This is a genomic window from Nocardioides sp. FY1077 (assembly GCF_058681775.1).
Genome location: NZ_JBZWDB010000003.1, coordinates 403421 through 422139, shown reverse-complemented (window position 1 = coordinate 422139; position 18719 = coordinate 403421). Strand labels below are relative to the sequence as shown.

20 protein-coding genes are annotated in these 18719 nt (G+C 76.8%); 10 read left to right on the top strand and 10 right to left on the bottom strand.

The genetic code is table 11. From position 1 onward, the window contains the following. Position 1: 1 nt before the first annotated feature. The 4 genes from AC4OR8_RS11515 to AC4OR8_RS11500 form a co-directional block, all read right to left on the bottom strand. On the bottom strand, positions 2 to 1036 hold the full coding sequence (locus AC4OR8_RS11515; protein WP_492165697.1) for an NADase-type glycan-binding domain-containing protein: 1035 nt from the start codon (positions 1034 to 1036) through the stop codon (positions 2 to 4). Between the two features lie 50 nt (positions 1037 to 1086). Further along, the gene (locus tag AC4OR8_RS11510) at positions 1087 to 1989 is read right to left on the bottom strand and encodes a DMT family transporter (RefSeq protein ID WP_492165696.1); all 903 of its coding nucleotides are present in this window, start codon (positions 1987 to 1989) and stop codon (positions 1087 to 1089) included. Next, positions 1986 to 2891 carry a deoxyribonuclease IV gene (locus tag AC4OR8_RS11505; RefSeq protein ID WP_492165695.1) on the bottom strand — a complete coding sequence of 302 codons (906 nt, stop codon included), beginning with the start codon at positions 2889 to 2891 and terminating at the stop codon, positions 1986 to 1988. The genes AC4OR8_RS11510 and AC4OR8_RS11505 overlap by 4 nt, the downstream gene beginning before the upstream one ends. A 76-nt stretch (positions 2892 to 2967) precedes the next feature. After that, positions 2968 to 5112, bottom strand: coding sequence for a Stk1 family PASTA domain-containing Ser/Thr kinase (locus AC4OR8_RS11500; protein WP_492165694.1), 2145 nt, complete (start codon positions 5110 to 5112; stop codon positions 2968 to 2970). Positions 5113 to 5294: 182 nt separating this feature from the next. Between AC4OR8_RS11500 and AC4OR8_RS11495 the strand changes: the two genes are divergently transcribed. Genes AC4OR8_RS11495 through AC4OR8_RS11485 form a run of 3 tightly spaced genes read left to right on the top strand, consistent with a single transcriptional unit; the run spans position 5295 to position 6606 of the window. Beyond that, positions 5295 to 5696: an Rv2175c family DNA-binding protein gene (locus AC4OR8_RS11495; protein WP_492165693.1), complete on the top strand. Its 402-nt coding sequence runs from the start codon at positions 5295 to 5297 to the stop codon at positions 5694 to 5696. Positions 5697 to 5713: 17 nt separating this feature from the next. Then, complete coding sequence (locus tag AC4OR8_RS11490) at positions 5714 to 6154, top strand: guanyl-specific ribonuclease (protein WP_492165692.1); 441 nt, start codon at positions 5714 to 5716, stop codon at positions 6152 to 6154. Next, the gene (locus AC4OR8_RS11485; protein ID WP_492165691.1) at positions 6151 to 6606 is read left to right on the top strand and encodes a barstar family protein; all 456 of its coding nucleotides are present in this window, start codon (positions 6151 to 6153) and stop codon (positions 6604 to 6606) included. Before AC4OR8_RS11490 ends, AC4OR8_RS11485 begins: the two co-directional genes overlap by 4 nt. 93 nt (positions 6607 to 6699) lie before the next feature. Here AC4OR8_RS11485 and AC4OR8_RS11480 read toward each other — a convergent pair whose 3' ends face one another. Further along, the gene (locus AC4OR8_RS11480; RefSeq protein WP_492165690.1) at positions 6700 to 7779 is read right to left on the bottom strand and encodes a polyprenyl synthetase family protein; all 1080 of its coding nucleotides are present in this window, start codon (positions 7777 to 7779) and stop codon (positions 6700 to 6702) included. Between the two features lie 123 nt (positions 7780 to 7902). On the opposite strand from AC4OR8_RS11480, the gene metF reads away from it, so the two are divergent. Next, positions 7903 to 8793 carry a methylenetetrahydrofolate reductase [NAD(P)H] gene (metF, locus tag AC4OR8_RS11475; protein ID WP_492165689.1) on the top strand — a complete coding sequence of 297 codons (891 nt, stop codon included), beginning with the start codon at positions 7903 to 7905 and terminating at the stop codon, positions 8791 to 8793. Here metF and AC4OR8_RS11470 read toward each other — a convergent pair. The 3 genes from AC4OR8_RS11470 to AC4OR8_RS11460 are packed head-to-tail and all read right to left on the bottom strand — an operon-like array spanning position 8783 to position 11110. Continuing rightward, on the bottom strand, positions 8783 to 10102 hold the full coding sequence (locus tag AC4OR8_RS11470; protein ID WP_492165688.1) for a phytoene desaturase family protein: 1320 nt from the start codon (positions 10100 to 10102) through the stop codon (positions 8783 to 8785). The two genes, metF and AC4OR8_RS11470, sit on opposite strands and share 11 nt — an antisense overlap. Positions 10103 to 10143: 41 nt before the next feature. After that, positions 10144 to 10647 carry an MOSC domain-containing protein gene (locus AC4OR8_RS11465; RefSeq protein WP_492165687.1) on the bottom strand — a complete coding sequence of 168 codons (504 nt, stop codon included), beginning with the start codon at positions 10645 to 10647 and terminating at the stop codon, positions 10144 to 10146. Then, on the bottom strand, positions 10631 to 11110 hold the full coding sequence (locus AC4OR8_RS11460) for a YbaK/EbsC family protein (protein ID WP_492165686.1): 480 nt from the start codon (positions 11108 to 11110) through the stop codon (positions 10631 to 10633). The genes AC4OR8_RS11465 and AC4OR8_RS11460 overlap by 17 nt, the downstream gene beginning before the upstream one ends. A 152-nt stretch (positions 11111 to 11262) precedes the next feature. Here AC4OR8_RS11460 and AC4OR8_RS11455 point away from each other — a divergent pair, with 152 nt between their 5' ends. Further along, complete coding sequence (locus tag AC4OR8_RS11455; RefSeq protein ID WP_492165685.1) at positions 11263 to 11748, top strand: hypothetical protein; 486 nt, start codon at positions 11263 to 11265, stop codon at positions 11746 to 11748. 55 nt (positions 11749 to 11803) lie between these two features. Here the strand turns inward: AC4OR8_RS11455 and AC4OR8_RS11450 are convergent, their stop codons facing one another. Further along, on the bottom strand, positions 11804 to 12283 hold the full coding sequence (locus AC4OR8_RS11450) for a GNAT family N-acetyltransferase (protein ID WP_492165684.1): 480 nt from the start codon (positions 12281 to 12283) through the stop codon (positions 11804 to 11806). Positions 12284 to 12534: 251 nt separating this feature from the next. On the opposite strand from AC4OR8_RS11450, the gene AC4OR8_RS11445 reads away from it, so the two are divergent. The 5 genes from AC4OR8_RS11445 (at position 12535) to AC4OR8_RS11425 (ending at position 16087) form a co-directional block, all read left to right on the top strand. Further along, positions 12535 to 12834, top strand: a complete 300-nt coding sequence (locus tag AC4OR8_RS11445) for a DUF6504 family protein (RefSeq protein ID WP_492165683.1) — start codon at positions 12535 to 12537, stop codon at positions 12832 to 12834. Continuing rightward, entirely contained in the window at positions 12834 to 13298 is a 465-nt protein-coding gene (locus AC4OR8_RS11440) for an SAV_6107 family HEPN domain-containing protein (RefSeq protein WP_492165682.1), read from the top strand. The genes AC4OR8_RS11445 and AC4OR8_RS11440 overlap by 1 nt, the downstream gene beginning before the upstream one ends. A 137-nt stretch (positions 13299 to 13435) precedes the next feature. Then, positions 13436 to 14197 carry a methyltransferase domain-containing protein gene (locus AC4OR8_RS11435; protein WP_492165681.1) on the top strand — a complete coding sequence of 254 codons (762 nt, stop codon included), beginning with the start codon at positions 13436 to 13438 and terminating at the stop codon, positions 14195 to 14197. A gap of 63 nt (positions 14198 to 14260) precedes the next feature. Then, positions 14261 to 15460 carry a DNA polymerase IV gene (gene dinB, locus AC4OR8_RS11430; protein WP_492165680.1) on the top strand — a complete coding sequence of 400 codons (1200 nt, stop codon included), beginning with the start codon at positions 14261 to 14263 and terminating at the stop codon, positions 15458 to 15460. Positions 15461 to 15625: 165 nt separating this feature from the next. After that, on the top strand, positions 15626 to 16087 hold the full coding sequence (locus AC4OR8_RS11425) for an SCO2097 family morphological protein (protein WP_492165679.1): 462 nt from the start codon (positions 15626 to 15628) through the stop codon (positions 16085 to 16087). 196 nt (positions 16088 to 16283) lie between these two features. On the opposite strand, the gene AC4OR8_RS11420 is transcribed toward AC4OR8_RS11425, so the two are convergent. Beyond that, complete coding sequence (locus AC4OR8_RS11420; protein ID WP_492165678.1) at positions 16284 to 18668, bottom strand: transglutaminase TgpA family protein; 2385 nt, start codon at positions 18666 to 18668, stop codon at positions 16284 to 16286. Positions 18669 to 18719: the final 51 nt, after the last annotated feature.

Sequence of the window (18719 nt, the reverse complement as noted above, 5' to 3'; positions counted from 1 at the left end):
CTCAGGCCGGCCGGCCGACCAGCGACAGCCCGCTCAGGGCGGTGTAGTCCTTGGCGTCGGCACCCGCACCGGGCTCCGAGACGTCGAGCAGGCGCAGCCGCACGGTGCTGGTGACCACCTCGCCCAGGTCGAGCACCTGCTGCGCGCGGGTGTCACCGAGGCGCTGGCGCACGGTGGTGCCGTCGTCGAAGACCCACTCGACCTCCTGCACCCGCCGGTTCAGGGCGTACCAGTCGTAGCGGCGGCCGTCGGGGCCGGTCGCGGTCTTGGCGTAGCCGTTGACCAGGCCGACCCGGGTCAGCGCCACCTGGCCGGGCAGCGCCAGCACCAGCTCGGCACCGGTGCCGTCGCCGACCATCCGCCAGGCGGTGGTGGGGTCGCCGTCGGTGAGCCGGCCGGCGTCGTACGACACCCGGGTGACGCCGTCGGCCACGTCGACGCCGGGCGGGGCCGTGGCCGGCACCGTGAGCGCCGCCCGGGCGACCAGCTCGCGCGGCGCCGGAGCCGGGCGCCGCGCCGGCGCCTGCGAGCGTACGTCGGGCGCCTGCGCCCCCGCGTCGGCGCGGCCAGGGGTCGTGGTGCGCTCCGCGCCGCGTCCCACCGCCGCGGGCCGGGTGGTGTCGGTGGCGGTGCCGGCGGGGTCGCCGCCCGAGGCGTCGCCGGTGACCAGCCACGCGCCGAGGCCGACCAGCGCCGCGACGAACAGGCCCCCGGCCACCCACGGCAGCAGCGGGGCGGAGCGGGACGTCCGTGACGGCGGGGTGGTCACCGCCACCGGGGCGGCACCGAGCCCGGGCACGACCTCGTCGGCGGGCGCCTCGTCGGCGGGCACCTCGTCGGCGTAGAGGGGCCAGCGCGGACCGGGCAGCGGCGGCAGCGGCGGCGCGGGCGGGGCTGCCCGGCGGCGTCCGGGGTCCTGCCCGGTGTCGCGCACGGCGGGGCGCTCGGCGGTGTCGGTGCGCCGGGCGAGCAGGCCGGGGTCGGCGGCGGCGGCCGGGGGCGCGTCGCGCCGGGGAGCCGGGTCGGAGGGGGTCACGACCGTCCAGGCTAGGCCACCGCCCGCGGGCGGGCCCGGCGCCGCCGTCCTCACACCACCAGGTGCTGCACCTCGCCCTCCACCTTGCGCCGCGGCAACAGCTCGACGACGAGCATCGCGGCCAGCACCATCAGCCCGCCGGTGACCATGCGTCCGGTCACCCCCTCACCGCCCAGGAGCACCGCGAAGAACGCCGCGAACACCGGCTCCATGCTCATGATGATCGCGCACCGCGTGGGGGACAGGTGGGCCTGCGCCCAGGTCTGCCCCAGCAGCGCGAGGGCGCCGGCGAACAGCGCCATGTAGACCACCGAGGCCCAGTCGCCGCGGGTGGCGGGCAGCACGACGCCGTCGGGGGCGGTGGCGACCAGGCAGATGACGGCGATCACCAGGAGCTGCACGATCGACATGCCGAGCGCCTGCCGCGCGTCGGACCACGCGCCGAGGCCGACGATGTGCAGCGCGTAGAGCACCGCGCTGACCAGCGTGATGGCCTCGCCGTAGCCGACGGAGAAGCCGTCGAGGGTGAGCACACCCAGGCCGGCCGCCGCCAGCGCGACCGCCGCCCAGGTGGGCGCCGAGAGCCGCGTGCGCAGCAGCGCCGCGGCCAGCAGCGGGGTGAGCACGACGTACATGCCGGTGATGAACCCCGACACGCTCGCGGGGGTGTCGGCGAGCCCCGCGGTCTGCAGGATCTGCGCCCCGCCGTACACCCCGCCCAGCACCAGCGCGTGACGCCGCGACGCCGGCGTCAGCCGGGCCACCGCCCGGGGCGCGACCAGCAGCATCACCAGCCCCGCGATCGTGAAGCGCACCGCCAGGAAGTCGAGCGTCGGCACCCGCTCCAGCAGGTCCTTGATCAGGAAGAAGGTGGAGCCCCAGCAGGCCGTCATCGCCAGCAGCGCGGCCGTGGCCAGCAGCGTCGTGCGCCGGCTCGTGGTGTCGGCGGTCACCGGGCAGCGGGCCGCGACGAGGCGGCGCGGACGCGGAGGTCGCGCAGCAGGGGCAGGTCGGGGTCGCCGACCTCGCGGGAGCCGGGCGTCTCCAGGACGAACGGCACGCCGTCGGTGGCGGGGTGGGCCAGCAGCTCGACGAACGCCTCGGTGCCGATGTGGCCCTGGCCGATCTTCTGGTGCCGGTCCTTCATCGCGCCGCGCACGTCCGTCGAGTCGTTGGCGTGCACCAGCCTCAGCCGTGCGGGACCGGCCAGCTCCACCAGCCGGTCGAGGGTGGCCGTCGCGCCGCCCGGCTCGTCGAGCGGGGCGCCCGCGGCGAACACGTGGCAGGTGTCGAGGCAGACCCCGGCCTTCGGGTGGTGGTCGAGCGCACCGAGGTAGGTCTCCAGGTCGTCGACGCCGGCGCACAGCGAACGGCCCTGGCCGGCCGTCGGCTCGAGCAGGAGCCACGGCGCGGCGTCGTCGGCCACGGCGTCGAGCAGCGGCAGCAGCCCCTCCCGCACCTGGCGCAGGGCGGCGGCGTGCCGCGCCGCGCGCTCCCGCTCGTCGCCGCCGGCGTCGACGTACGACCCGGTGTGCACCACCACGCCCTCGGCGCCGATCTCGGCGGCGCGGCGCAGCTGGTGGGCCACCACCGCCACGCTGTGGTCGTACGTCGACGCGGTGGGCGAGCCCAGGTTGACCAGGTAGGGCGTGTGCACGAACACGCGGGTGCCGCGCTCGGCGGTGGCCGCGCGGAACGCGGCGTCCTCGGCGGGCCGGCCCGGCGAAAGCCGCCAGCCGCGGGGGTTGCCCAGGAACACCTGCATGGCCTCGCAGCCGAGGCGGTCGGCGTCGGCGAGGGCACCGGTGACCAGGCCGCTGCCGACGCGCACGTGGGTGCCGACCGGGTTGCGCATGGCGCGACCCTAGGCGGCGGCGCCGCGGCCCCCGACACCTGGTGACGCCCGGTCGCGCCGGTCGGTGGCCCGCGTCTCAGACCAGCGAGATGGTGACGGTGCTGCCCTTCGGCACCAGGTCGCCGGCGCCGGGATCGGTGGACAGCACGTAGCCCAGGCCGATGTAGGTCGAGGACTCCTCGACCTGCACCTCGAAGCCGAGGTCCTCGAGCCGCGCCGTGGCCTCGGCGACGCCGACGGCGGTGAGCCGCGGCATCTCGACGAGCTCGGGACCCTTCGACACCACGAACGTCACGGTCTCGCCGCGGAACAGCGTGCCCCCCTGCGGGCTCTGGCTCACCACGTCGCCCCGGGGCACGTCGGCGGAGAACACCCGCTGGTCGCGCACCACCACCAGTCCCCGGTCGACGAGCTCCTGCTCGGCCTCCGCGGCACTGTCGCCGACCCAGTCGCCCACCTCGACGGGCCGGCGGCCCTTGCTCACCACGACCTCGACCACCGCGCCCGGGCGCCGCACCGTGCCGCGGGCGGGGTCGGTGCGCACGACCGAGCCCACCGGCACCGACTCGGAGAAGCGCCGCACGACCTCGGGGCGCAGCGACAGCTCGCGCAGCGCCGCCTCGGCCTCGGCCTCGGTGCGCCCGCCGAGCCGCGGCACCTCGTAGACCTCCTCGCCCAGGGACGTCGTGACGGTGACGGTCTCGCCGTCGAGCACCCGCGAGCCCGGCTCGGGGTCGGTGGTGACCACGCTGCCCTCGGCCACCTCGTCGTCGTAGACCGGCTCGCCCAGCTCGACGTCGAAGCCGGCGTCCTCCAGCTCGCCGACGGCGCTGGCCCGGGTCTGCTCGAGCACGGTGGGCATGGTGGTGTAGCGCGCCCAGCCGAACCACCAGGCCCCGGCCCCCACGGCCAGGGCGACGGCCAGGGCGAGCAGCAGCACGAGCAGGCCGCGCCGCGAGCGACGCGGCCGGGCGCCACGCACCGGTGTCGACCCCGCGCGTCGCGGCGGCCCGGGCGGCTCCTGCGGCCCGTCGGGGCCCCCCGGTGCCCCCGGTGACCGGACCGGGGCGGGCTGGGCGGCGACGGCCAGGGCGGTGCTGCCGGTCAGCACGACCGGCCCGGCGCCCGGCAGGCCGCGCGGGTCGGCCTCGCCGTCGCGGGCCAGCCACGAGGTCGGCTCCGGGGCGGGCCGGGAGCGGTCGGGCCCGAGCAGCGCCTCGATCTCCTCGGGGTCCCACACCTCGGGGGCGGTGTCGCCGGGTGCGGGCACGTCGGGCGCGGGCAGGTCGGGGGAGCGCTCGCCCACCGGCAGGGCCCGCGGGGTCAGGTCGAGGGTCAGCTCGGGGTCGTCGGCGACGCCGTCGGCCAGCGCGTGCTGCACGCGGTGGAGCTGGTGGAGCAGGACGCCGGCGTCGGCGGGGCGCTGCGTGCGGTCGCGGGCGGTCGCGCGCGCCACCAGCGCGTCGACGTACGGCGGCAGCCCCGGCACCAGCCGGGAGGGCGGGGGCACGTCGGCGTGCACGTGCTTGTAGGCGACCTGGATGGGGGTCTCGCCCTCGTGGGGCTTGCGCCCGGTGAGCAGCTCGTGGAGGACGACACCGACGGCGTACACGTCGGCGCGGGTGTCGGAGCGGCCGTCGACCACCAGCTCGGGGGCCAGGTAGGACACCGTGCCGATCAGGACGCCGCCGGTGGCGGTGTGCTGGGTGTCGGTGGAGACCGCGCGGGCCAGGCCGAAGTCGGCGACCTTCACCACCTCGGCGCCGCCGCGGTGGGGGTCAGCGGCGATCAGCACGTTCTCGGGCTTGACGTCGCGGTGGATGATGCCGGCGCGGTGGGCGGCGGCGAGCGCCGAGACCACGGGCTCCACCAGCGCCAGGGCCCGCAGCGGCGCCATCGCGCCCTCGGCGGCGATGGTGTCGCGCAGGGTGTGGCCCGCCACGAGCTCCATCACCAGGAAGACGGTGCCGTCGTCGTCGCCCTGGTCGTGCACGGCCACGACGTGGGGGTGGGACAGGCGGGCCGCGGCCCGGGCCTCGCGCACGAAGCGGGCCGCGAACTGCTCGTCGTCGCCGAGACCGGCGTGCATCACCTTCACCGCCACCGTGCGCTGCAGGCGCAGGTCGAGGCCCTCGTAGACGCTGGCCATGCCGCCCCGCGCGATCCGGGCCCCCACGCGGTAGCGCCCGTCGAGCACCCGCCCGGTCATGGGGTCGCCCACGGGCGCCGGCGAGCCCGGCGAAGCGGGTCCGGCGTCACGGTGCGGCTGCCGGTCTGTCGGCACAGCGACCCTCCTGCGGTCCGGACGGGATCCGGGGCGCCCATCGTACGGTCGCCGGGGCCGCCCGGGCCGCTGCGACGGCCCCCGGCGTGGCGCCACCGGGCAGGTGGGACGATGACGCCATGAGCGAGCCCACGAGCGAGACCGCGTCCACGGGCGAGGTGCCCCTGGCCGACCACGACCTGGCGGTGCTGGTGCCGACGTGGCTCGACTGGGCCGCGGCCGCGCGCGAGCTGGAGGTCACCGTGGCGAAGGTGCGCACGATGATCCGCGACCACGAGCTCGCCGCGGCGGTGCCCTCGCCGGGCGCCGGCCAGCAGGTGCCGGCCGACCTCATCCAGGAGGGCTTCCCCGTCAAGGGCCTGCCCGGGCTGCTCACCGTGCTCCACGACGGCGGCTACACCGACCGCGAGATCATCGCGTGGCTCTACCTCGACGCCGGCCTGCCGGGCCGTCCCATCGACGCGCTGCGCGAGAACCGCGGCTCCGAGGTCAAGCGCCGCGCCCAGGCGATGGCCTTCTAGGCGACCGGGGCACCACCGTGGTCTACCGTCTGCCGCCCGTCGAGGACGCGCCGAAGCGCCGCCCCACCGGGCTGATGGCCATGGTGCTCGTCGTCGGGCTCGCGGTCGGCATCTGGCTGCTCGCCGGCCGCGACCCCGGCACCTCCACCGCCCAGCCGGAGACCACCGACCCCGTCAGCGGGCTGCCCTGGATCGACCTCGACCGCCTTCCCCCCGAGGCCGTCGAGACGCTGGCGCTCATCGACACCGGCGGGCCGTTCCCCGAGGACGAGGACGGCCGCACCTTCTACAACAACAAGGGCCTGCTGCCCGCCCAGCCGTCCGGCTACTACGCCGAGTACACGGTGGAGACCCCCGGTGAGGACGACCGCGGCGCACGCCGGATCGTGGTGGGCGACGACGGCGAGCAGTACTGGACCGTCGACCACTACTCCAGCTTCGAGCGGATCCGGTCGTGACCGTGCCGCCCGTGCCCGCCGTCCCCGGCGACCTGCCCGAGGTCGACCTCGAGGACGTGCTGTCGGGACGCACGGCGCCCGGCGTGCACCGGTGGCCGGCCCGCCGCCGGCGCACCGGTTCCGCCGAGCTCTCCGACGTGCGCCGCTCCGCCGAGCACGTCGGGTGGCGCTTCGCCTACCTCGACGGCTCTGGCCTCATCGACCTGCCCGACGTGCTGGCCGCGATGGGCTCCGCGCTCGACCTGCCGTCCTGGTACGGACGCAACCTCGACGCGCTGCACGACTGCCTGCGCGGCCTGCCCGGCCCCACGCTGCTGGTGTGGGAGGGCTGGCGCCGCCTCGCCCACGACGACGCCGCCGGCTTCACCCGGCTGCTGGCCGTGGTGGGCGGGCGCGACGACGGCGACCCGCTGGTCGAGGTGCTGCTCCCCACCGACGACCGCGACGACTGAGCGCTCCACCGGCGCGACCGCCCACGCGCGTGCGGCACCCACGCGGTCGCGACACCGCCGGCCGGGACGACGCCCGACCCGCGACCCGCGACCTCAGACGGTGCGCTGGGTGGCGGCGGCGGCCAGGTCGGCCAGCACCTCGCGTGCGGTGGGGGCCAGGCCGGAGCGGCGCAGCGACGCGGTGGCGCGGCTCGTCAGGGCGGTGATGACCTCCTCGAGCTGCGCGAGCGCGCCGGAGCTCGCGATGACCTCGCGCAGCCGCTCGACCTGGGCGACGTCGAGGGGGCGGCCCAGCGCGGCGTCGAGGCGCTCGGCGTCGGCCGGCTCCGCGGCGTCGAGGGCGAGCGCCACCAGCACGGTCCGCTTGCCCTCCACGAGGTCGTCGCCGGCGGGCTTGCCGGTCGTGGCGGGGTCGCCGAAGACGCCGAGCACGTCGTCGCGCAGCTGGAACGCCTCGCCCAGCGGCAGGCCGTAGGAGGTGAGCGCCTCGAGGGTGGCCGCGTCGGCGCCGGCCAGCGCGGCGCCCACGTGCAGGGGTCGCTCGACGGAGTACTTGGCCGACTTGTAGCGCAGCACCGTCATTGCGGCGTCGACGTCGGCGCGGCCGCGGGCCTGCACGGACACGTCGAGGAACTGCCCGGCGATGACCTCCGAGCGGCACAGGTCGAGCACCTCGAGGGCCGGCACCACCCGCTCCAGGGGCAGCCCGCAGCGGCGCAGCAGCTCGTCTGACCAGCTCAGCAGCAGGTCTCCGAGCAGCACGGCGGCGGCGGCGCCGTACTGCACGGGGTCACCGCGCCAGCGGTCGGCGCGGTGCTCCGCCTCGAACGCCTTGTGGGTGGCCGGGCGCCCGCGGCGGGTGTCGGAGGCGTCCATCAGGTCGTCGTGCACCAGCGCGCTGGCGTGCAGCAGCTCCAGCGCTGCGCAGGCGCGCACCAGGGCGCGCTCGGCCTCCGGCGACGGGGCCGGGTCGACGGCGTGGAACCCCCACCAGCAGAACGACGCCCGCAGCCGCTTGCCGCCGGCGACCAGGGCCCGGGCCTCGTCGAGCAGCCGGGTGGCGTCGGGGCCGACGGGCGCGAGCCGCACCACCTGCTCGTCGAGGAACGCGTCGAGGGCCACCTGCACGCGCCCGCGGAAGTCGCTGCCGTCCCAGGGGTGCGTGGCCGTCATGCCCCGACCCTAGGGCGTCGTCGCGGCGGACGGTCGCCGGGCGTCGGGCGGGCCGTGGCGCGGGCGGCCCCGCGAGGTGGACGGATGCGGGGGCGTGAGGCCCCCGAACCTACGATGGGACCCATGACCGACGGCCCCGGGCGCTCCCTCGCCGAGCTCATCTCCCGCGGGGAGCGATCGTTCTCCTTCGAGTTCTTCCCGCCCAAGGACGCCGCCGGGGAGGACCACCTCTGGCAGGCCGTCGCCGCGCTCGAGCCCTACCGCCCCACGTTCGTCTCCGTCACCTACGGCGCCGGCGGCGGCACCCGCGACTCCACCGTGCGCATCACCGGCCGCATCGCCCAGGAGACCTCGCTGCTCCCGATGGCCCACCTCACCTGCGTGGGTCACACCCGCGGCGAGCTCGAGGCCATCCTCGACGAGTACGCCGCAGCCGGGGTGCACCACGTGATGGCCCTGCGCGGCGACCCCGCCGAGGGCCCCCGCGCCGACTGGACGCCGACCGAGGGCGGGCTGACCTACGCCACCGAGCTGGTCGAGCTGGCCCGCGCGCGCGGTGACTTCCGCGTCGGGGTGGCGGCGTTCCCGGAGGGCCACCCCACGGCCGCCTCCCTCGACCACGACGCCGACGTGCTGGTCGCCAAGGCGCGGGCGGGTGCGGAGTTCGCGGTGACCCAGATGTTCTTCCGCGCCGCCGACTACTTCGGCCTCGTCGACCGCGTGCGCGACCGCGGCGTCGACCTGCCGGTCCTGCCGGGCATCATGCCGATCCTCAACCTGGCCGCGATCCGGCGCCAGGGCGAGCTCATCGGCACCGACGTGCCCGAGGAGGTGGTGGCCCGCATCGCCGCCCACGACGGTGACCCGGTGTCGATGCGCGCGGAGGGCATCGCCGCGGCCGCCGAGCTGTGCGAGGAGCTGCTCGAGGGCGGCGCGCCGGGGCTGCACTTCTACACGCTGAACCGCTCGCGGGCCACGCTGGAGATCTTCGAGAAGCTCGACGTCAACCTCTGACGCGCACGCCCTCGGCCGGCCCGACGGCCTGCGCCACGAGCGCGGCTGACAGCGCCACGAACGGCAGGCCCGCTCCGGGCGTGGCGTGGGCGCCGGCGGCGTACAAGCCCGGCACCGGGGTGTCCGGGCCGAGCCGGCGCCGCACGGTGGCGCGGCCCTGCCACAGCACGCCCAGCGGTGAGCCGCCCCACTCCTGCACCAGCTCGCGCGGGGTCAGGTCGAGGCGGGTGACGACCTGGCGGCGCACGTCGACCTGCGCGCGCGCCAGGGCGGTGACGACGTCCTCGGCGAGGCGACCGCGCCCGTGCAGCGTCCAGGCCGCGGCGCCGTCGGGGGCCTGGCCGCCGGTGCGCACCACCAGGGTCGGGTCGCCGTGCAGGACGACCTCGTGGGGCAGGTCGGGCAGGTCGCCCTCCAGGCCGAGGTGGCACACGGTCGGGGGGATGGCCGGCATCGTGCGCTCCACCAGGCCCGCCACCGACGGCAGCCCGCGCGGGTCGACGCCGAGCACGACCACGTCGGCGTCCGCCTCACCGGCGTCGGTGGCCACCGCCACCACCCGCCCGCCGCGCAGCACGACGTCGCGCACCGCCGTGCCGGTCACGACCTCCACCCGGCGGGTGGCCAGGCGGGCGGCCAGCGCCGCGCCCACCTGGTGCATGCCGCCCGGCACGATCCAGGCCCCGAAGCGCTGCTCGACGTAGGAGACCAGCCCGGCCCACGCCGGCACGTTGCGCGGGTCGTGGCCGTCGGCGGTGAACGGGTGGGCGGCCACCGCGCGCAGCCGCTCGTCGCGGAAGGTGCGGCGCAGGCGCCGGTGGAGGGTCTCGCGCGAGCCCAGGCGCGCCGCCACCTCGCGGGGCAGCTCCTCGCGCTGCCAGGGCACCTCGAGGTAGCCGCGGCGCAGCACCTCCCAGTCGTCGGTGAACGACGCAGTCCAGTCGGCCCAGCGCGCGCCGAGGCCGTCGCCGAGCTCGTCGAAGGCGCGCACCTGCGGGGCCCGGCCGACCGGCAGCCGCAGCCGGGAGCGGTCGGCGAAGCGGTGCTCGCGCACCAGGTCGAGCGGCACCAGCTCGAGCTCGCGCTCCAGCGGGCGGCCCGACTTGCGGAACAGGTCGCGCAGGGCGGCCGGCAGCAGGGTGGAGGTGGGGCCGGCGTCCCAGGTGAACCCGTCCTGGTGGCGCGCGGCGAGGGCGCCGCCGAGGTGGGTCGAGCGCTCGAGGAGGCTCACCCGGTGGCCGAGCTTGGCAAGCCGCACGGCCGCGGCCATCCCGCCGTACCCCCCGCCGACCACCACCACGCGCGCCATGGGCAGACCCTAGGCCCCGGTAGGTCGGCGCCGGGCGGCGCTCACCGCGTCGGCTCGAGACCGGTGACGGCGTCGCCCACCCGCACCGTGCCGGAGGTCAGGGCCCGCAGCACCGAGCCGCCGCGCCGACGCAGCGCCGCGGCGCCACCCGGGCCGATCGAGCGCTCCATCAGCGCGCACGGCGCCGCCACCCGCACGACCTCGAGCTCCACCTCGCCGACCCGCACCCGGTCGCCCGGGGTGGTCGGCACCCGGCCGTGGCTGACCGTCACGGTGCGTCGGGTCGCCGCTGCCGTAACCGGCGCGCCCAGGGCCGCTGCGGCCTCGGCGAGCGCCTCGGCCGACTGCACGGTGACGTGGCGGTGGCGGCTGCCGTGGAAGCGGTCGCCGACGACGCCCGCCCCCGCCTCGACCCGGACCTCGTCGCGGGGCTCCATCGGGGCGTGACGCTGCGGGGCCACCCACAGCTCGGTGACCACGGGTCCGGGCCCGGCGGCGGCAGGGCGGGCAGGCTCGAGGTCGGGGGCCTCAGGGGCCCTCGACATCCACCGGGCTCCCGCCGGTCATCTCGACCAGCTCGTCGTACGTCGTGGAGAACACCGCCGCCGGGTGGCCGGCCGCGGCCCACACCACGGGGTGCCGGCTCAGCCAGGTGTCGACGTGGGTCGGGACGCGCTCGGGGTGGCCGACGGGGGAGACCCCGCCGATGACCTGGCCGGTGTGGCGGCGCACGAAGTCGGGCGTGGCCCGGCGCAGCCGGGGCGTGCCGAGGCGCCGTGACACCGCGGTCGTGTCGACGCGGTGGGCGCCCGAGGTCAGCACCAGCACCGGTGCGCCGTCGGCGTCGAAGAGCAGGCTGTTGGCGATCGCCCCCACCTCGCAGCCCAGCGCCTCGGCGGCCAGGGCGGCGGTGTGGACCGCGGCTGGGAGCACCACGACCTCCCCGCGGCCGCCGCGGGCGCGGTGCGCCTCGCGGAATCGGGTGATGCCCAGGTGCTCGTGGTCCATGCCCCGACCCTAGGCGCCCGCGCGGCGGACGTGGCAGTCCCCGGCGCGCTCGCGCCCCGGGTGGCCCGGTCGCGACCCCGTCGGACGCCCGTCGGGCGCCCGTCTGGGACGATGCTGGCGATCAGGGTCGTGACGGACGGAGGAACGAGATGGTGCGCCAGCAGCCGAGGTCGTTGCGGGTCGCGGTGGCGCTGCTGACGCTGCTCGTGGTCGTGGGCGGGGTGACCACCGTCCTCACCGGCCTGCTGCGTGACGAGCTGATCCTCAACTGGGCCGAGGGCAGCCGCTCGGCCCAGGAGATCCTGCAGACCCAGAGCCTGGAGCAGTTCAAGGCCGAGGAGCCGATCGTCATCCCGCAGTTCTTCCAGGTGGCGGCGGTGCTGTTCGTGGTGATGGCCATGCTGCTGGCCGTGCTGGTGGTGTTCCTGCGCGACGCCCACAACTGGGCCCGGCTGAGCCTGACGGCGGTCGTCGTGATGATCGCGGTGGCCACGATCGGCGGCATCCGCATCGACCCGCCGGCGGTGTTCGTCGCGATCTCCTACCTCGCCCTGGTCGTCGACGCCGGGGTTCTCGCCGCGCTGTGGCACCGCGACACCAACGCGTTCATGCGCGGCGACGTCCGGCAGCCGGCCTGACGCCGACCGGCCCCGCCCGCCGGGCGCGCCCGCCCGGTGCACAGCCTGAGCGGCCTCAGTCGTCCAGCGGACGCTTGAGGCCGAGGTGCGTGGCGGCGTACCCCAGCCGCTCGTAGAACCGGTGGGCCCCGGTGCGGCTCGTGTCGGTGGTCAGCTGGGCCAGCACGGCTCCCCGCTCGCGGCCCCAGCGGTGCGACCAGTCCAGCAGCGCCGCGCCGAGGCCGGTGTCGCGCGCTGACGCGGCCACCCGCACCCCCTCGACCTGCAACCGGGTCGCCCCACCGCGCGCGAGGCCGGGCAGGAGGGTGAGCTGCAGGGTGGCCACCGCGGCGCCACGGGGCTCGCGCACCACGACGAGTAGGTGCCGGTCGTCGGCGTCGACGGCGGTGAACGCCGCCTCGTACGGCGCGAGGTCGTCGAGCTCGCGGGTGGCGCCCAGCGGGTCGTCGCGCAGCAGCGCCACGATCTCGGGCAGGTCGCTGCGCGTGGCGCGCGCGACGGTGTGGCGGGTGCCGGCGACGTCGAGGTGGTCCATGCCCGAGTGTCCACCGCGACACCGGGGCGGGACCACGCCGGGTCCCGACCGGCCCCGCCCGGCCCGGTCGAGTGCGGCGCGTCCTCGCCCTTGACGCGCTGTCGGTGCGGCGGTGTACCTTCGTCCTGTGTTCGAACGCGTGTTCGAACACTGCCGGCGGGGGCGACCTCGACCCCCGTCCCCGCCGGCACCCGCCCCGGAGGCGGGGCGCCCGGGGTCGGTGCGGGTCGACGAGACGAACGAGGTGGACCATGACACGAGACGACGACCCGATCGAGGTGCGCACCGCAGCGGTGGCGGGCGCGGAGGCCCCCGAGCAGTTCCTGTGGCGCGGGCGGGTGTGGAAGGTGCGGGCGGTGCTGGCCCGCTGGCTCGACGCGCCGTGGTCGCAGCACCGCTGGCAGGTGGAGGCGGGCTGCGGGGCCGGGCGCGAGCGCGAGGTCTTCGAGCTGGTGCACGACACCACCGACGGTGGCTGGCGGCTCACCGGGTCGGCCGACCCCACCGGGTCCGCCGGGTCCGCCGACCTCGCCAGGTGCGGGGGCCGGTGATGGCCACCTCGCGTCGCTCGTCGGTGCCGGCGCCGCAGCCCCACCCCTACGCCCTCTCGGCGACCACCCACTCCTACCTCGCCCGCGCCGCCGAGTCGCTGCAGGAGGCGATGACCTCCACCGAGGTGCCCACCCGCTACGCCTGCGCCCACGTCAGCGCGCTGCGGGCCGCCGCCGCGCTGCTCGCGGCGCGGGCCCAGCCCGCCCCGGCGCGGCGGCGCCCGCAGAAGAACGCCTGGGTGCTGCTCACCGAGGTCGCCCCCGAGCTCGCCGAGTGGGCCACCTTCTTCGCCGCCGGGGCCGCGAAGCGGGCGGCGGCCGAGGCCGGCTCGCGCCGCGCGGTCACCGAGCGGGAGGCCGACGACCTCGTGCGCGACGCCGACCGGTTCCTCGGCGTGGTCGAGCAGTCGCTCGGGCTGGTGCCCCACGCGGCACCCGCCGAGCGCATCGCCCGCGCCGGCTGAGGTCGCCCACCCGTGCCCCACCTGTCCCCGCCACCCGCCCCCGCCGGGTCGAGGCGGCGCGGGCGCTCGCAACCGGGCGCCCAGCGCGGGGCACCGGGGCCCGGGGAGCGCCACCGGAGTCCCCTAGGGTGGGCCGCATGGCACCGACCGAGCGGCCCGGCGAGCGTCCCCCCGAGCGACCCGGCGAGCGGCGGGGCGCCGCCCGCACCGCCGTGGTGTGGGAGGCGCTGCGCGGCGTCCTCGACGACGGCGGCCCCGGTGGCCTCGACGTGCTCGACATCGGCGGCGGCACCGGTGGCCTCGCCGTGCGGGTCGCCGAGCTCGGCCACCGCGTCTCGGTGGTCGACCCCAGCCCCGACGCGCTCGCCTCGCTCGCACGCCGGGCGCGCGAGCGCGGGGTCGAGGTCTCCGGCCAGCAGGGCGACCTCTCCACGCTGCCCGACGTGGTCGCCGCGGCCAGCGCCGACGTCGTGCTGTGCCACGGCGTGCTCGAGGTGGTCGACGACCCCGCGGCCGCGCTGGCGGCACTGCAGGAGGCGATGCGGCCGGGCGCGACCCTCAGCCTGCTGGTGGCCCAGCGCCACGCGGCGGTGGTCGCCCGCGCCATGGCCGGGCACTTCGGCCAGGCCCTCACCCTCCTCGACACCACCGCCGACCAGCCGCTCAGCGGTCGCTCGGGACGCCGCTTCACCCACGACGAGATCGTCGACCTGCTCTCCGACGCGGGGCTCGCGCTGTCGTCGGTGCACGCCGTGCGGGTCTTCGCCGACCTCGTCCCCGGCTCGCTGCTCGACCTCGAGCCGGGCGCCGCGGCCGCGCTGGTCGAGCTGGAGCGGGCGGTGTCACGACGTCCGGAGTACCTCCCGCTCGCCACGCAGCTGCACCTGCTCGCGCACTGACGACCCCGGGGCCCTGAGCGGCGCCGTCGGCGGGTCCCGCGCCCGAGGACGGGCGCGGTCGTGGTGAGCGGCGCCCCGGACGTGGCGACGCCCATCCTCCACGTCGACATGGACGCCTTCTACGCCTCGGTGGCCACGCGCGACCGCCCCGACCTCCAGGACGTCCCGGTGGTCGTCGGCGGCGGGCACCGCGGGGTGGTGCTCTCGGCCAACTACCTCGCCCGCGGCTTCGGCGTCCGCTCGGCGATGCCGACCGCCCGGGCCAAGCGGCTCTGCCCGCAGGCGGTGGTGATCCGACCCGACTTCGCGGTCGTGCAGACCGTGTCGGCGGCGGTGATGGAGAACTTCCGCCGGGTGACACCGCTGGTGGAGGCGATGTCGCTCGACGAGGCGTTCCTCGACGTGCGGGGCGCGGTGCGCCGGCTCGGCCCGCCCGAGGCGATCGCCGAGCGGCTGCGCGCCACGATCCACGACGAGCAGGGCATCACCTGCTCGGTGGGCGCGGCCGCGTCGCTGTCGGTGGCCAAGCTGGCCAGCCGCCGCGCCAAGCCCGACGGCGTCGTCGTGGTGCCCCCCGACGAGGTCACCGCGTTCCTGCACCCCCTCGACGTCGGTGAGCTGCACGGCGTGGGGGAGAAGACCCGCGCGATGCTCCACCGCCACGGCCTGGTCACCGTGGGGCAGGTCGCCCACACCCCGCTCGACACCCTCCAGCGCACCGTCGGCACCGGCCTCGGCGCCCACCTCCACCAGCTGGCGTGGGGCACCGACCGGCGCGAGGTGGTCACCCGCCGGGCGCCCGGCTTCGGCGGGGGCGACCCCGAGCGGTCGATGGGCGCCCAGCACACGTTCGGCCGCGACGTCGACGACCGCGACGTCGTGCTGCGCGAGCTGCTCCGGCTCACCGGCACCGTCACCACCCGGATGCGTGCTGCCCGGATGGCGGGGCGCACCGTCGCGATCACCGTGCGGTTCACCGACTTCACCACGATCAGCCGCTCGCGCACGCTGGGCGAGCCCAGCGACGTCACCCAGGACGTCTACCGCGCTGCGGCCGGCCTGTTCGACGCCCTCGGCACGCCGCGGTCGCGGCTGCGCCTGGTCGGGGTGCGCGTGGAGGGGCTGGTGCCGCGCGGCAGCGTGCACCACCAGCTCGAGCTGGGGGAGCGCGAGCACGGCTGGTCGGAGGCCGACCGCGCGGTCGACCGGGCCGCCCGCCGCTTCGGGTCGGCCGCGGTCCGACCGGCCAGCCTGCTGGGGTGAGCCGCGCCCGGCGCGGGCGTGGCACGGTGAGCAGGCCGGTGTGGTGGACGGCCCCGCTCACCGGCACAGCAATTTGTGCACGCGCCTACCGTGACGCACATCGCCTGCCTAGACTTGTCATGACGGCGCGAGCCGTCGACGAACCGGTCGACCCTGGAGGATCCCGTGCCACTCTCCGAAGAGGAGCTGCGACTGCTCGAGCAGATGGAGCGCGCCCTCTCGGAAGAGGATCCGAAGTTCGCCTCCACGCTGCGCGGCACGTCGCTGCGCCGCTCCGCGCGCCGCCGCGCCATCCTCGCCGGCGTCGTGTTCCTGCTCGGCATCGTGGTCCTGATGACCGGAGTGGTCACCCAGGTCTACCCCATCGGGATCGTGGGCTTCGTCATCATGCTGGCCTCGGCGACCATCGGGCTCAACGCCGTCAAGGGACAGCAGGCCGCTGCGGCCGCCGAGGTGCAGGGCGGGGGCGCCCACCCGGCGTCCGGCTTCACCGTCATCGAGGGCGGCCGCTCGGGCCGTGGCCGTTCCAAGGCCCGCTCGACCCGCCGCCCCCGCAAGTCCGGCACCTTCATGGAGCGCACCGAGGAGCGCTGGCGCCGCCGCCGCGAGGAGAACGGCGGCTTCTGAGCCGCCTCTCCAGCTCCTGACCGCACCGCTCCTGACCGCGCCGCGCGCAGGCCGGTCCGAGGCCGTTCACCCGACCTCACCGACCGGTGCTCGCGCCCCCGGTCGCTCAACCGGGGGCCGGTGCCCGGTGCCCGGTGCGGCCGACCGTTGGCGGCCGCACCGTTGACCGCCTCTGAACGGGCGGCCGACGGCCGGGTCAGCGCACCTCGTCGACCACGGCGACTGACGGGCCCCGCGGGGTGGACAGCAACGACGACGGGGTGGCGGTGGCCGCAGGGGCGCCACGACGGCGGGGCGAGACCACCGAGCGCGGCCACCAGTGCGCCCGGCGTCGGGCCCGCGGTGACACGCCCGCCTCGAGCGCGGCCAGGCTGACGGCGGCGTCGGCGCGCAGGGCGTCGTCGGAGGCCACCGCCGCAGCGGCGCCGCCCCGCGCGTAGCGCAACCGTTCCAGCGAGCCCACGACGCGGGTGGTGGCCAGCGCGGCCTCGGGAGCGACGCCCGACCCCCGGCGCGGCCGGTCGAGCGGCGCGGCGTCGGGGTCGCCGTACCAGCCGACCAGGGTCGTGCCGGTGTGGCGCAGCGAGCGCTGGTCGGGCCAGGGGTGGCCGAGGTCGACCGCGGTGGCCCGCAGCTCCTCCCACACGCCCTCGGGTCCGCCGGCCAGGCGCACCTCGCGGCGGCGGGTGCGCAACGCACGGGGGAGCACGAGGCCCACCGCGAGCAGCGCCGCACCGGCGAGGCCGCCACCGACGGGTGCCCACGGGAACCCGCCGGCCTCGTCGTCGCCGCCGCTGTCGGCCTCGGCGCCCTCCGGGAGCACCGGGTCGGTGCTCGGCACGGGACGCGGTGCCACGGTGGCGGCCGGCTCGCGGGTGGTCGAGGCGTCGTCGCTCGGCTCCTGCTGCGGCTGGGGGACGTCGGCGGTGTAGCCGGGGGAGTCGCCCGAGCGGTCGGGCGGGGTCGGCTCGAAGCGCACCCAGCCGGAGCCCGCGATGTAGAGCTCGGGCCAGGCGTGCAGGTCGTAGGCGCTGTACTCCCAGGTGGCGGGCGCGACCTCGTCGGGTCGCAGGAAGCCCACCGCGACGCGGGAGGGGATGCCGAGCTGACGTGCCATCACGGCCATGGCCGAGGCGAACTGCTCGCAGTAGCCCACCCTGCCGCCGGGGGCGTCGGTGAGGAACTCCTCCAGGGCGTCGACGCCGTTGGCGGCCGAGGCCTGCTCGATGTCGTAGGTGAACTCGGAGCGGAACCACTCCTGCAGCGCCACGGCCTGCGCGAACCGGGTGGGCTGGTCGGCGGTCACCCGGGTGGCCAGGTCGCGCACGATCGGCGGCATGTCGGTCGGCAGGTCGGTGTAGGACGACGCCACCATGCCCGCCGCCGACGGCGCGGCCGCGAGCTCCTCGGCGCTCAGGTCGAGCTCCACCCCGGTCATCTCGTAGGAGAGGCCCGCGGTGTCGAGGTCGTCGGAGCTGGCCAGGAAGTCCATCGTCGACTCGTCGTAGCGCCAGTCGCCCTCGGCGGCGATCTCGCGGATCGGGGCGTAGGTCGGCAGCCAGGTCGACTGGAAGTCGTCGCCCACGTCGAGGCGGTAGTCGTACTGCTCGCGCGGGACGTCGTCGCGCACGCCCTCCAGGGCAGGCATCCGGCCGTCGGGCAGGTTGGTGGTGGGGATGGCCCGGTCGCCCGAGCTCCACTGGTCGCCGGTGAAGCGGTTCAGCACCGAGATCCGCAGGTACGACGGGTCGGGGTCGTTCGTGGCGACCTGCAGCAGCGGGACGTCGGCCTCGCGGCGCAGGTCGCGGCGCAGGTCGAGCATCGGGTTGTCGATCTCGATGTCGTCGTCGCCGTCGTCACCGCGCCCGAGGTCGAAGGCGCTCACCTGCAGGGTCGGCACCGCCAGGGGGACGACGACCGCCAGCGCGACGGCCACCCCGCCGATCACCCAGGCGCCGGTGCGGGTGGCGCCGGCGCGGACGCCGGTGCCGGGGGGCGCCGGGCGCACGGGGGTCGTGGCGTCGTGGGCCTGCTCGTCGACCGAGCGTCCCCAGCGGGTGACCTGCTCGCCCTCCTGCAGGTACAGCATCGTCATGAAGCCGGCCGCGGCCAGCACGAACACCCACCACGTCAGCTCGGTGCCGGCCAGGCCGACGGGCACCGCGTAGACCGCGAGCAGCGGCAGCCCGGCCAGCGGCACGCGGCGCAGGCCGCACGCCAGCAGGTCGACGAGCAGCAGGCACGCCAGACCGCCCCCGACCAGCAGCGGGTCGATGGGTGGGACGTCGGCCGGCACCGGGGCCCGGTACTGGTTGGAGGAGCCGACCGCGGCCTCGACGGCGCGCACCAGCTCGGCCCAGCCGACGCCGATCGGCAGCGGGGTGCCGATCAGGGCCACCGAGGAGGCCACGCCCCCGACGACGGCCTGGGCGAGCAGCACGAGCGGGAAGGGGACCCGGCCCCAGCGTGCGAACGCCCCCACCGCGGCGACCAGCAGCCCCACGACGAGCAGCGGGCGCAGGAACCCGCCGGGTGCCTCGGTGAGGCCGCGCCAGGCGAACACCGCGACCCAGGTGGTCATGGCGGCGGTCGTCGCCAGGACGAGCTCGGTGCCGAGGTGCCGGCCGGGTCG

Bases quoted from the DNA above. Each gene is read 5' to 3' on its own strand.
- AC4OR8_RS11465 (WP_492165687.1), bottom strand. From the start codon at position 10,647: ATGTCGAGGGCCCCTGAGGCCCCCGACCTCGAGCCTGCCCGCCCTGCC.
- AC4OR8_RS11495 (WP_492165693.1), top strand. From the start codon at position 5,295: ATGAGCGAGCCCACGAGCGAGACCGCGTCCACGGGCGAGGTGCCCCTG.
- AC4OR8_RS11470 (WP_492165688.1), bottom strand. From the start codon at position 10,102: ATGGCGCGCGTGGTGGTGGTCGGCGGGGGGTACGGCGGGATGGCCGCG.
- AC4OR8_RS11420 (WP_492165678.1), bottom strand. From the start codon at position 18,668: ATGACCACCTGGGTCGCGGTGTTCGCCTGGCGCGGCCTCACCGAGGCA.
- metF (WP_492165689.1), top strand. From the start codon at position 7,903: ATGACCGACGGCCCCGGGCGCTCCCTCGCCGAGCTCATCTCCCGCGGG.
- AC4OR8_RS11435 (WP_492165681.1), top strand. From the start codon at position 13,436: ATGGCACCGACCGAGCGGCCCGGCGAGCGTCCCCCCGAGCGACCCGGC.
- AC4OR8_RS11450 (WP_492165684.1), bottom strand. From the start codon at position 12,283: ATGGACCACCTCGACGTCGCCGGCACCCGCCACACCGTCGCGCGCGCC.
- AC4OR8_RS11505 (WP_492165695.1), bottom strand. From the start codon at position 2,891: ATGCGCAACCCGGTCGGCACCCACGTGCGCGTCGGCAGCGGCCTGGTC.
- AC4OR8_RS11480 (WP_492165690.1), bottom strand. From the start codon at position 7,779: ATGACGGCCACGCACCCCTGGGACGGCAGCGACTTCCGCGGGCGCGTG.
- AC4OR8_RS11440 (WP_492165682.1), top strand. From the start codon at position 12,834: ATGGCCACCTCGCGTCGCTCGTCGGTGCCGGCGCCGCAGCCCCACCCC.
- AC4OR8_RS11460 (WP_492165686.1), bottom strand. From the start codon at position 11,110: ATGGACCACGAGCACCTGGGCATCACCCGATTCCGCGAGGCGCACCGC.
- AC4OR8_RS11445 (WP_492165683.1), top strand. From the start codon at position 12,535: ATGACACGAGACGACGACCCGATCGAGGTGCGCACCGCAGCGGTGGCG.